Here is a 12,143-nt window from a genome sequence, read left to right on the forward strand (position 1 = left end):
CGCTGCAAAAAATGGGATACACCATGTCATCATTGCAAATTTCGCAAGGCACGTTTCGTCTTAGCGATACTCAAACGCTCTCCATCGAAAGCCTGACGCTGCAATCAGGCGGGTCCTGGGCCTTCGTTGGCAGCAACGGCAGCGGGAAGTCCGCGCTGGCTCGCGCCCTCTCCGGTGAACTGACGCTGCTTTCCGGCTCCCGTGAAAATCAGTTTTCGCGCATCACCCGTCTCTCCTTTGAGCAGCTGCAAAAACTGGTCAGCGACGAATGGCAGCGCAACAACACCGATATGCTGAGCGCGGATGAAGACGACACCGGGCGCACAACGGCAGAAATCATTCAGGATGAGGTGAAAGACAAGGCGCGCTGCGAAGCCTTCGCCCGCCGGTTTGGCATTCATCCTCTGTTAGAGAGGCGTTTTAAATATCTCTCCACCGGCGAAACGCGCAAAACCCTGCTCTGCCAGGCGCTGATGAGCAACCCGGACCTGCTGATTCTGGATGAGCCTTTCGACGGGCTGGACGTGGCCTCACGCCAGGCGCTGGCGGAGCTGCTCGCCACGCTGCATCAGGACGGCATCACGCTGGTACTGGTGCTTAACCGCTTTGACGAAATCCCCGAGTTTGTGGAATTTGCGGGCGTACTGGCCGACTGTACGCTGCTGGAAACCGGGGCGAAAAAAGCCCTGCTCGATCAGACGCTGATTGCCCAACTGGCGCATAGCGAAAAACTTTCTGGCATCACGCTCCCCGAACCCGACGCCCCTTCCGCGCGGCTTTCTCTGCCTGACGATCAGCCCCGAATCGTGCTGAATCACGGCATGGTTGCCTATAACGACAGGCCGATCATCAACGACCTGAGCTGGACGGTGAACCCGGGGGAGCACTGGCAGATTATCGGGCCAAACGGTGCGGGAAAATCCACGCTGCTGAGCCTGGTGACCGGCGATCATCCGCAGGGCTACAGCAACGATCTCACCCTGTTTGGCCGTCGGCGCGGCAGCGGGGAAACCATCTGGGATATCAAACAGCATATCGGCTACGTCAGCAGCAGCCTGCATCTTGATTACCGCGTCAGCACCAACGTACGCAACGTGATCCTTTCCGGCTATTTTGACTCGATTGGTATTTATCAGGCCGTTTCCGACAAGCAGCACAAGCTGGTGCAGGGCTGGCTGGATATCCTCGGCATCGACAAACGTACTGCCGATGCGCCGTTCCACAGCTTATCGTGGGGCCAGCAGCGCCTGGCGCTCATCGTGCGCGCGCTGGTAAAGCACCCGACGCTGCTGATTCTGGATGAGCCGTTACAGGGTCTGGATCCGCTGAATCGCCAGCTGGTACGCCGCTTCGTGGATGTACTGATCGGTGAGGGCAAAACGCAGCTGCTGTTTGTTTCACATCACGCCGAAGATGCGCCTGAGTGCATCACCCACCGTCTGGAATTCGTTGCCGACGAAACAGGTTATCGTTACGCAATCGGAAAACGCTGATGCATTCGCAGGGGCCCGTGCTCCTGCTTTTTCGGATAAAGAGCATCCCCCTTTCTGATTCGCTTTGATTTATAATGCAAAACGCGTTGATATCGTGGCAGAATCTCACCGTGTAAACGATTCCACTAATTTCGGGCATGTCACACTTTTTTCATCTCTGTTATGCTAGGCTTATTCCATACCATAGGCTTAACGGAGCGAAAAATGAGAGTACTGGTTACTGGTGGTAGCGGTTACATAGGCAGCCATACCTGCGTGCAATTACTGAAGCAAGGCCACGAAGTCATCATCCTCGATAACCTCTGTAACAGTAAGCGCAGCGTGTTACCGGTGATTGAGCGTCTCGGCGGCAGGCAGCCGGTTTTCGTTGAAGGCGATATCCGTAACGAAGCGCTGATGACGGAAGTCCTGCACGATCACGCCATTGACACCGTGATCCACTTCGCTGGCCTCAAGGCCGTCGGTGAATCCGTCGCAAAACCGCTCGAGTACTACGACAACAACGTCAACGGCACTCTGCGTCTGATTTCCGCCATGCGCGCCGCTAACGTAAAAAACTTCATCTTCAGCTCCTCCGCCACTGTCTACGGCGACCAGCCAAAAATCCCTTACGCCGAAAGCTTCCCGACCGGTACTCCCCAGAGCCCGTACGGCAAAAGCAAACTGATGGTTGAACAGATTCTGGCTGACCTGCAAAAAGCGCAGCCGGAGTGGAGCATCGCGCTGCTGCGCTACTTCAACCCGGTTGGCGCACATCCGTCGGGTGACATGGGCGAAGATCCGCAGGGCATTCCGAACAACCTGATGCCTTACATCGCGCAGGTTGCCGTCGGCCGTCGCGAATCGCTGGCCATTTTTGGCAACGACTATCCAACCCAGGACGGCACCGGCGTGCGCGATTATATCCACGTGATGGACCTGGCCGACGGTCACGTCACCGCGATGGAAAAACTGGCCGCGAAGCCTGGCGTACACATTTATAACCTCGGCGCGGGCGTCGGTAGCAGCGTACTGGACGTGGTAAACGCCTTCAGCAAAGCCTGTGGCAAACCAGTGAATCACCACTTTGCGCCACGCCGCGACGGCGATCTCCCGGCCTACTGGGCAGACGCCAGCAAAGCCGACCGTGAACTCGGCTGGCGCGTCACCCGCACGCTGGATGAGATGGCGCAGGACACCTGGCACTGGCAGTCACGCCATCCGCAGGGCTATCCCGACTAAGGATTTGTCATGACCCAATTTAACCCCGTTGATCATCCGCACCGCCGCTTCAACCCGCTTACCGGGCAGTGGATTCTGGTGTCGCCGCATCGCGCCAAACGCCCCTGGCAGGGGGCGCAGGAAACGCCCGCCAAACAGACGCTGCCGGTCCACGACCCGGACTGCTTCCTCTGTCCGGGGAATACCCGCGTCACCGGCGATAAAAACCCGCAGTACACCGGGACGTTTGTCTTCACCAACGACTTTGCTGCGCTGATGACCGACACGCCCGATGCACCGCAGAGCGAAGACCCACTGCTGCGTTGTGAAAGCGCCCGCGGCACCAGCCGGGTGATCTGCTTCTCGCCGGACCACAGCAAAACGCTGCCTGAACTGAGCGTGCAGGCGCTGGAAGAAGTGGTGCAAACCTGGCAGCAGCAGACCGCTGAGTTAGGCAAACTCTATCCGTGGGTTCAGGTTTTCGAAAATAAAGGCGCGGCGATGGGCTGCTCTAACCCGCACCCGCACGGTCAGGTCTGGGCAAACAGCTTCCTGCCGAATGAAGTTGAGCGCGAAGATCGCCTGCAGAAAGCCTATTTCGATGAGCAGGGTTCACCGATGTTGGTGGATTACGTTCAGCGCGAGCTGGCCGACGGCAGCCGGACCGTGGTGGAAACTGAGCACTGGCTGGCGGTGGTGCCTTACTGGGCCGCATGGCCGTTTGAAACGCTGCTGCTGCCGAAAGCCCACGTTCTTCGCATCACCGATTTAACCGACGCTCAGCGCACCGATCTGGCGCTGGCGCTCAAAAAACTGACCAGCCGTTACGACAACCTGTTCCAGTGCTCCTTCCCCTACTCGATGGGCTGGCACGGCGCGCCGTTTACTGGCGAAGAGAATACTCACTGGCAGCTGCATGCCCACTTCTATCCGCCTCTTCTGCGTTCGGCCACCGTGCGCAAATTTATGGTCGGGTATGAAATGCTGGCCGAAACCCAGCGTGACCTGACGGCAGAGCAAGCCGCAGAGCGCCTGCGCGCCGTCAGTGACGTCCACTATCGCGAATCAGGAGTCTAAAAATAATGAGTCTGAAAGAGAAAACCCTGTCCCTGTTTGCTGAAAAATTTGGCTACCCTGCCACCCACGTTATTCAGGCCCCGGGCCGCGTCAACCTGATTGGCGAACACACCGACTATAACGACGGCTTTGTGCTGCCCTGCGCCATTGACTACCAGACGGTGATCAGCTGCTCGCCGCGCAAGGACAGAACCGTGCGCGTGATTGCCGCCGATTATGAAAACCAGACCGATGAATTCTCGCTGGATGCGCCGATTGTCAGCCACGACACGCAGCAGTGGTCCAACTACGTTCGCGGCGTGGTGAAGCACCTGCAAAAACGCAACCGCAATTTTGACGGCGTGGACATGGTCATCAGCGGTGACGTGCCGCAGGGCGCAGGCCTGAGCTCATCTGCTTCGCTGGAAGTGGCGGTCGGCACCGTGTTCCAGCAGCTCTTCCATCTGCCGCTCGACGGCGCACAGATTGCGCTGAACGGCCAGGAAGCAGAGAACCAGTTCGTCGGCTGCAACTGCGGCATTATGGATCAGCTGATTTCTGCGCTGGGCAAGAAAGATCACGCCCTGCTGCTCGACTGCCGCTCGCTGGGCACCAAAGCCGTTTCCATGCCGAAAGGCGCGGCGGTCATCATTATCAACAGCAACTTCAAGCGCACGCTGGTCGGCAGCGAGTACAACACCCGCCGCGAGCAGTGTGAAACCGGCGCGCGTTTCTTCCAGCAGCCAGCCCTGCGCGATGTGTCGCTGGAAAAATTCAACGCCGTGGCGCATGAGCTGGACCCGATCGTGGCGAAACGTGTCCGTCACGTTCTCACCGAAAATGCCCGCACGGTAGAAGCCGCATCTGCGCTGGAAAAGGGTGACCTGAAGCGCATGGGCGAACTGATGGCCGAATCCCATGCTTCCATGCGCGATGATTTCGAAATCACCGTGCCGCAGATTGATACGCTGGTTGAAATCGTTAAAGCCACTATTGGCGACAAAGGCGGCGTGCGCATGACCGGCGGTGGCTTCGGCGGCTGCATCGTCGCGCTGGTGCCGGAAGCGTTAGTGCCTGCGGTAAAAGAAGCCGTTGCTTCGCAATATGAGGCAAAAACCGGCATCAAAGAAACCTTCTACGTGTGCAAAGCCTCACAAGGAGCGGGCCAGTGCTGACTGAAACGCCAACCCTCGCCCCGGACGGCCTGCCGTTCCGTCTGCTGACCCTGCGCAATAGTGCAGGGATGGTGGTGACGCTGATGGACTGGGGCGCAACGCTGCTGTCAGCCCGCATTCCCATGAAAGATGGCAGCGTGCGAGAAGCCCTGCTCGGCTGTGCGAGTCCGGAACAGTATCCGCATCAGGCCGCGTTTCTCGGCGCGTCCGTCGGTCGTTACGCCAACCGTATTGCTGACAGCCGCTTTACGCTCGATGGCGTGACTTTCGAACTCACACCAAGCCAGGGCCCGAATCAGCTCCACGGCGGCCCGGACGGCTTCGATAAGCGTCGCTGGCAGGTCGTAAATCAGAATGACAATTCGGTGCTGTTCGCCCTGGAATCCGCCGACGGCGATCAGGGCTTCCCTGGCAATCTCAGCGCCACGGCCCACTATCGCCTGACCAACGACAACCGCATCGCCATTGAATACCGCGCGACCGTCGATAAAGCCTGTCCGGTGAACATGACTAATCACGTCTATTTCAACCTCGACGGCGGTCTGAGCGATGTTCGCCAGCATAAGCTGCAGATTGCCGCTGAGGCCTATCTTCCGGTGGATGACACGGGGATCCCACGCGCCGGGCTGAAAGAAGTGGCACAAACCAGCTTTGATTTCCGCCAGCCGAAAGCTATCGCCAGTGAATTTTTGAGCGATGACGATCAGCGCAAAGTGAAAGGCTACGACCACGCGTTTCTGCTCTCCGCGAAAGGCGATCTCACCCAGGACGCCGCAACGTTATGGTCTGCCGATGAAAAGCTGCAGCTAAAAGTACGCACCACTGCCCCGGCACTGCAATTCTATTCGGGTAATTATTTGGGCGGTACGCCTTCTCGTGAAACACAGCCCTACGCCGACTGGCAGGGCCTGGCGCTGGAAAGCGAGTTTCTGCCCGACAGCCCGAACCATCCCGAATGGCCGCAGCCCGACTGCGTGCTGTTACCTGGCGAAGAGTACGTCAGCGTCACCGAATACCAGTTCACCTCGTTGTAATCTCTGGCCCTCTTCAAGGAGGGCCTTTTTTTCAGCATTTTGCCGAAAATAGCCGCACTTACCGATAAATAATAACGAGCGCGTCACATGCTGCTTACACTGCCCCGCTATTTTCGCTATGGTTATGGATAAGCGTTGCCGGCCGTAACGAGGCGGCAATATAATGAGAATTGTTATCATTCAATCTAGTTCAGGAGTCACAGTATGGCTGTTACTAAGCTTGTGCTTGTTCGCCACGGCGAGAGCCAGTGGAATAATGAAAACCGCTTCACCGGTTGGTATGACGTTGATCTGTCTGAGAAAGGCGTTGGCGAAGCAAAAGCAGCAGGGAAACTGCTGAAGGATGAAGGCTTCAGCTTCGATTTTGCTTACACCTCCGTGCTGAAACGTGCCATCCACACCCTGTGGAACGTGCTGGATGAGCTGGATCAGGCCTGGCTGCCGGTTGAGAAATCCTGGAAGCTGAACGAGCGCCACTACGGTGCGTTGCAGGGTCTGAACAAAGCCGAAACCGCTGAGAAATACGGCGACGAGCAGGTGAAACAGTGGCGTCGTGGCTTCGCGATCACCCCGCCAGAGCTGACCAAAGATGACGAACGCTACCCGGGCCACGATCCACGCTACGCGAAGCTGACCGACAAAGAGCTGCCGGTGACCGAAAGCCTGGCGCTGACCATCGACCGCGTGGTGCCATACTGGAACGAAACCATTCTGCCACGCCTGAAAAGCGGCGAGCGCGTGATCATCGCCGCTCACGGCAACTCCCTGCGTGCGCTGGTGAAATACCTCGACAACATGGGCGAAGACGAAATTCTCGAACTGAACATCCCGACCGGCGTGCCGCTGGTGTATGAGTTCGACGAAAACTTCAAACCGATCAAGCACTACTACCTGGGTAACGCTGACGAAATCGCTGCGAAAGCCGCTGCCGTCGCGAACCAGGGTAAAGCGAAGTAAGCTTTATCAGGATGAAAAAAAGCGTGGAGCCATCCACGCTTTTTTATTGCCGCCAGGGTTGAAAAATCAACCGCGACGCGCTTTTACCGCATTCGCCAGCTGATGCAGAACGGCTTCGGTGTCGTCCCAGCCAATGCAGGCGTCGGTGATGCTCTTGCCGTAGGTCAGCGGCTCGCCGCCTTCCAGATTCTGATTGCCTTCCACCAGGTGGCTCTCAATCATTACGCCCACAATCGCTTTTTCGCCGTTGGCAATCTGACCGCAAACGTCGGTCGCCACGTCCATCTGCTTTTTGAACTGCTTGCTGGAGTTGGCATGGCTGAAGTCGATCATCACCTGAGACGGCAGGCCCGCTTTATGCAGCCCCTCTTTCACCATCGCCACGTGATGCGCGCTGTAGTTCGGCTCTTTGCCGCCGCGCAGGATGATGTGGCAGTCTCCGTTGCCGCTGGTATTTACAATCGCCGAGTGGCCCCATTTGGTCACGGACAGGAAGCAGTGCGGCGCGCCTGCGGCATTGATGGCGTCAATGGCGACTTTAATCGTGCCATCGGTACCGTTTTTAAAACCAACCGGGCAGGAAAGGCCCGACGCCAGTTCACGGTGAACCTGGGATTCGGTGGTGCGCGCACCAATGGCGCCCCAGCTCATCAGGTCAGCCATATACTGCGGGGTGATCATGTCGAGGAATTCACCTGCCGCTGGCAGGCCACTGTCGTTGATTTCCAGCAGCAGCTTACGCGCAATGCGCAGGCCGTCGTTAATCTGGAAACTGTTGTCCATGTGCGGATCGTTAATCAGTCCTTTCCAGCCCACGGTGGTGCGCGGCTTTTCAAAATAGACGCGCATAACGATTTCCAGTTCACCCTGCAGCGCTTCACGAAGCTTAAGCAGACGGCCTGCGTACTCTTTCGCTGCGACAGGATCGTGAATCGAGCACGGGCCAATCACTACCAGCAGGCGATCGTCATTGCCTTTGAGGATCGTGTGGATCGCTTTGCGGGCATGGGAAACCGTGTTGGCGGCGTTTTCAGTGGCGGGGAATTTTTCAAGGAGTGCGACAGGCGGTAATAACTCGTTGATCTCTTTGATGCGTAAATCGTCGTTCTGATAATTCATGATCTTTCCAGCGTTGCCATACTTATATGATTGAGTGCAATCCCTTCAATCTAACTTGCCAGCCGTGAAGTGTAAACAGTCTTTTACACTTCAGACGGAATATTCCAGGAATACCCCTAAAAAACGCCAGATAGTAGCGAGAAGAGAGAATGGCGCTACACTTTTTAAATGTAAATGCTAAAAAATGGATAATTCACAAGATTCCAGTCTGACATAAATCAGCATCCTGGCATCTTTCTCCACCATGCGCCCTGCGCATTCCGATATGCACTGTTGGAAGAAGTTATCCGACTTAACGACCATAACAGGAGCATCTCCATGAAAAACAATACACTGGCAACATTGATTCTGACGGCGACCCTTTCGATGATGAGCGGTGCCGCCCTGGCGGCGGACACAGCTTCAGACAATAACGGCCAGGCAAACGCTGCCGCCGCGGCAGGCCAGCCTGCGCCCGATGCTCATCAGAATGTGGCGCCTAACGGGGTCGACAACAGCAATGTGAATACTCAGTCCAGCGGGACCATGCTGCACCCGAACGGCAACAGTTCAGATGCACAGCATATGAGTAAAGATGAGATTCACAAAAACACCATGTGCAAAGACGGTAAATGCCCGGATATCAACAAGAAAGTTGAAACCGGTAGCGGCATGAACAACGATGTCGATAGCAAAACGGATGGTACTACACAGTAACACTCCGTCGCCCTTCATCCGCAAAGGAGAGCCCGGCTCTCCTTTTTTTATGCGCAAGCCCGAAATATCTGTAATGATGTCATGCACTAATTAAAACAGCAGGACCTGCACATGGCACATTCTCACTCTCACTCTTCGGGTCAGCAGCAGAATGACGGCAACGCTCGTCGCTTATTGCTGGCCTTTATTATCACCGCAGGCTTTATGCTGCTGGAGGTTGTCGGCGGCCTGATTTCTGGCTCACTCGCCCTGCTGGCCGATGCGGGCCATATGTTGACTGATGCCGCCGCCCTGCTCTTTGCGCTGCTGGCCGTTCATTTCGCCCGCCGTCCACCTAACGCCCGACACACTTTCGGCTGGCTGCGCCTGACAACGCTTGCGGCCTTTGTGAACGCCATTGCGCTGGTGCTGATTACGGTGCTGATCGTCTGGGAGGCGTTTGTTCGCTTCCGCCATCCGCAGCCGATTGCTGGCGCGACGATGATGGTGATAGCCATCGCAGGACTGCTCGCCAATATCCTCTCTTTCTGGATCCTGCATCGCGGTAGCGAAGAGAAAAACCTCAACGTTCGTGCCGCAGCGCTACACGTGCTCGGCGATTTGCTGGGTTCGGTTGGCGCGATTGTCGCCGCGATTGTGATTCTGACCACCGGCTGGACGCCTATTGACCCGATTTTGTCCGTGCTCGTGTCATGCCTCGTCCTGAAGAGCGCGTGGCAGTTGCTTAAGGAGAGCGTGAATGAGCTGCTGGAAGGTGCGCCCGGCTCGCTGGACATCAATGCCCTGAAGCGCGGTTTACGCCGTGAAATTCCGGAAGTGCGCGACGTTCATCACGTTCACGTCTGGCTGGTTGGGGAAAAAACCATCATGACCCTGCACGTGCACGTGATCCCGCCTCACGATCATGACGGACTGCTGGAGAAGATTCAGCACTATCTGGAGCATCACTACCAGATAGCGCACGCCACCATCCAGATGGAATACCAGCCCTGTAACGGGCCGGAATGCCACCTGAACGAGGCGCAGGCTGAACACGCCCATCATCACCATCACTAGGACGAAAGCGCGCGAGAGCCCCGCTCACGGGCGCTGTTCATCCACATCCGGCTACCGTTCAGCGCAATGAACGTCAGCAGCAGATATTCCAGCGACATCGCATAAACGCCCTGCAGCGCAAAAATCACTACGCTGATGACGTTGATGATCACCCACAGCAGCCAGTTTTCCACGTATTTGCGGGTCATCAGGATCATCGCGGCAATCGACAGCACCATCATGCAGGAGTCCCAGAACGGGAAGGCATCGGGCTGAAGTTCCGGCATGGTCACGCTGAGCCCAACAGACTGCATGATGCTCACCGCCACGCGGGTCAGGAAGGCGAACACCGGGTTGATAAAGACCGTCATCAATCCAATCGCAACCACGCACGCCGCAAGCCAGGCCAGCGCTTTGGGCAGCGGCAGCCAGCGGATTTGCAGTTCGGCCTGATGCTGACTGGTCTGCCGCGACCAGGCGTACCAGCCGTAAATATTCGCCGCGAAGAAAAACAGCTGCAAAAGCAGGCTGGCGTACAGCTGGATCTGGAAGAAGATTATCGCAAACAGCGTGACGTTCAGCAGGCCAAAGGCATAGTTGCTGATCTTCTCAAGACTTGCCAGCCAGATGCACAGCAGCCCGGCAATGGTCCCTACGGCTTCAATCCACGACAGATCGTAGCCGCCCGCGCCAATCGGAATATGCACCAGAATGTTTTGCGTGCTGAAAAAATCCATTTGTTCCTCTCCTTTCAGTGAATTAACGGCAACGTTAAGAACACGTTCTTATGGACATGTCATTAAGAACGTAGTGTAGCCGCAAAATCCAGCATGCGGTTAAGCGGCACTAAAGCGCCTTCCCGTAATGCGGCGTCCACATGGATTTCATGCGCCGCGCCGCCCTGCTCCAGCCCTTCGGCAATGGCTTTCAGGCCGTTCATCGCCATCCACGGACAGTGGGCACAGGTGCGGCAGGTCGCGCCTTCACCCGCGGTTGGAGCTTCCAGTAACTCTTTGTCAGGCACCGCCTGCTGCATCTTGTAGAAAATGCCGCGGTCCGTGGCCACGATAAGTTGCTGGTTAGGCAGCGTTTTTGCTGCGGCGATGAGCTGGCTGGTTGAGCCCACGGCATCCGCCATATCCACGATCGACTGCGGTGATTCCGGATGGACCAGAATCGCCGCCTGCGGATACAGCGCCTTCATCCGCGTCAGGGCCTGCGTCTTGAACTCATCATGCACGATGCAGGCTCCCTGCCAGCACAGCACGTCCGCTCCGGTTTGCTTCTGAACGTAGCGCCCCAGATGGCGATCCGGGGCCCAGATAATTTTTTCGCCCAGGCTGTCGAGGTGCTCAATCAGTTCCACAGCGATACTCGAAGTGACGACCCAGTCAGCCCGCGCTTTTACGGCTGCTGATGTGTTGGCGTACACCACAACAGTGCGATCCGGGTGGGCGTCACAGAAGGCGTTAAAGGCATCAATGGGGCAGCCTAAATCGAGTGAGCATTCCGCATTGAGCGTCGGCATCAGAATGGTTTTTTCCGGGCTGAGGATTTTGGCCGTCTCGCCCATAAAACGCACACCCGCAACCAGCAATGTCTTCGCCGGATGACGAGCCCCAAAGCGCGCCATCTCCAGCGAGTCGGAAATGCAGCCGCCCGTCTCTTCCGCCAGCTGCTGAATTTCAGGGTCGGTGTAGTAGTGCGCGACCATCACCGCGTCTTTCTCTTTAAGCAGACGCTTTATCTTTTCGCGGTAGAACTGCTTTTCGTCCGCGCTGAGCGGCGCAGGTTTCGGTGGGAACGGGTAAATTGCGGTTTCAGGATCAAACATTACGCTCATCATGGCTTCTCGTTTTACTGGCTTAACCAAACCATCCTAAGAAAGCGGCCTGAAGGCGTATTTCTCCCGATGGTGTTTTATATGCTAAACAAGATAGCGAAATTGAGGCAGATTGTCGTGGGGAATTTGTTTAAGGATTCACGGTAAAGAGAGTTCGGTACGCAGAAACAACAAAAGCGTCATAAGGCGCTTTGTTTGAATTTGGTGGGTCGTGCAGGATATCACTCGTCTCATCCAGCACGAATCGCGCATAGCAAAAAGGCGCCTTTAGGGCGCCTTTCCACATTGGTGGGTCGTGCAGGATTACTCGCTTCGCTCGCCCTTCGGGACGTCGCCACAAGCGGCTCCGTTGTCTCACTTCGTTCGACTCGAACCTGCTGCAGGTTCTCATCCTGACGAATTCAAAATAGCAAAAAGGCGCCTTTAGGGCGCCTTTCTACATTGGTGGGTCGTGCAGGATTCGAACCTGCGACCAATTGATTAAAAGTCAACTGCTCTACCAACTGAGCTAACGACCCCTTACGGGATGTTCTTC

11 protein-coding genes, 1 tRNA gene and 1 other RNA gene are annotated in these 12,143 nt (G+C 56.5%); 8 read left to right on the forward strand and 5 right to left on the reverse strand.

The annotated features are described in order from the left end of the window. Positions 1 to 23: 23 nt before the first annotated feature. From modF to gpmA, 6 genes are all read left to right on the forward strand, one after another. Positions 24 to 1,493, forward strand: a complete 1,470-nt coding sequence (gene modF, locus CRO87_RS21715; RefSeq protein WP_097164980.1) for a molybdate ABC transporter ATP-binding protein ModF — start codon at positions 24 to 26, stop codon at positions 1,491 to 1,493. A gap of 204 nt (positions 1,494 to 1,697) precedes the next feature. Next, positions 1,698 to 2,714: a UDP-glucose 4-epimerase GalE gene (gene galE / locus CRO87_RS21720; RefSeq protein ID WP_097164981.1), complete on the forward strand. Its 1,017-nt coding sequence runs from the start codon at positions 1,698 to 1,700 to the stop codon at positions 2,712 to 2,714. 9 nt (positions 2,715 to 2,723) lie between these two features. Then, a complete protein-coding gene (gene galT, locus CRO87_RS21725) occupies positions 2,724 to 3,770 on the forward strand; it encodes a galactose-1-phosphate uridylyltransferase (RefSeq protein ID WP_097164982.1) in 1,047 nt (348 codons plus the stop codon). Positions 3,771 to 3,775: 5 nt separating this feature from the next. Then, positions 3,776 to 4,924: a galactokinase gene (gene galK / locus CRO87_RS21730; RefSeq protein WP_097164983.1), complete on the forward strand. Its 1,149-nt coding sequence runs from the start codon at positions 3,776 to 3,778 to the stop codon at positions 4,922 to 4,924. Beyond that, entirely contained in the window at positions 4,918 to 5,958 is a 1,041-nt protein-coding gene (gene galM, locus CRO87_RS21735; protein ID WP_097164984.1) for a galactose-1-epimerase, read from the forward strand. Before galK ends, galM begins: the two co-directional genes overlap by 7 nt. A 204-nt stretch (positions 5,959 to 6,162) precedes the next feature. Further along, positions 6,163 to 6,915: a 2,3-diphosphoglycerate-dependent phosphoglycerate mutase gene (gene gpmA, locus CRO87_RS21740; RefSeq protein WP_097164985.1), complete on the forward strand. Its 753-nt coding sequence runs from the start codon at positions 6,163 to 6,165 to the stop codon at positions 6,913 to 6,915. 66 nt (positions 6,916 to 6,981) lie between these two features. On the opposite strand, the gene aroG is transcribed toward gpmA, so the two are convergent. Beyond that, positions 6,982 to 8,034 carry a 3-deoxy-7-phosphoheptulonate synthase AroG gene (aroG, locus tag CRO87_RS21745; protein ID WP_097164986.1) on the reverse strand — a complete coding sequence of 351 codons (1,053 nt, stop codon included), beginning with the start codon at positions 8,032 to 8,034 and terminating at the stop codon, positions 6,982 to 6,984. Between the two features lie 318 nt (positions 8,035 to 8,352). On the opposite strand from aroG, the gene CRO87_RS21750 reads away from it, so the two are divergent. Both CRO87_RS21750 and zitB read left to right on the forward strand, forming a co-directional pair. Then, the gene (locus tag CRO87_RS21750; RefSeq protein WP_097164987.1) at positions 8,353 to 8,730 is read left to right on the forward strand and encodes a YbgS-like family protein; all 378 of its coding nucleotides are present in this window, start codon (positions 8,353 to 8,355) and stop codon (positions 8,728 to 8,730) included. A gap of 111 nt (positions 8,731 to 8,841) precedes the next feature. Then, positions 8,842 to 9,786 (forward strand): CDF family zinc transporter ZitB, encoded by a 945-nt coding sequence (zitB, locus tag CRO87_RS21755; protein ID WP_097164988.1) that lies wholly within the window; start codon positions 8,842 to 8,844, stop codon positions 9,784 to 9,786. On the opposite strand, the gene pnuC is transcribed toward zitB, so the two are convergent. The 4 genes from pnuC to CRO87_RS21775 form a co-directional block, all read right to left on the reverse strand. Further along, positions 9,783 to 10,502, reverse strand: coding sequence for a nicotinamide riboside transporter PnuC (pnuC, locus tag CRO87_RS21760; protein ID WP_097164989.1), 720 nt, complete (start codon positions 10,500 to 10,502; stop codon positions 9,783 to 9,785). The genes zitB and pnuC overlap by 4 nt on opposite strands. A gap of 62 nt (positions 10,503 to 10,564) precedes the next feature. Continuing rightward, positions 10,565 to 11,608, reverse strand: a complete 1,044-nt coding sequence (gene nadA, locus CRO87_RS21765) for a quinolinate synthase NadA (protein ID WP_097164990.1) — start codon at positions 11,606 to 11,608, stop codon at positions 10,565 to 10,567. A 286-nt stretch (positions 11,609 to 11,894) separates the two neighbouring features. Next, positions 11,895 to 12,019: non-coding RNA, RtT sRNA (locus CRO87_RS21770), on the reverse strand. Between the two features lie 31 nt (positions 12,020 to 12,050). Then, positions 12,051 to 12,126: transfer RNA gene (locus CRO87_RS21775), tRNA-Lys, on the reverse strand. Positions 12,127 to 12,143: the final 17 nt, after the last annotated feature.

The sequence above is a fragment of the Enterobacter sp. CC120223-11 genome, from assembly GCF_900215375.1.
GTDB lineage: Bacteria > Pseudomonadota > Gammaproteobacteria > Enterobacterales > Enterobacteriaceae > Scandinavium.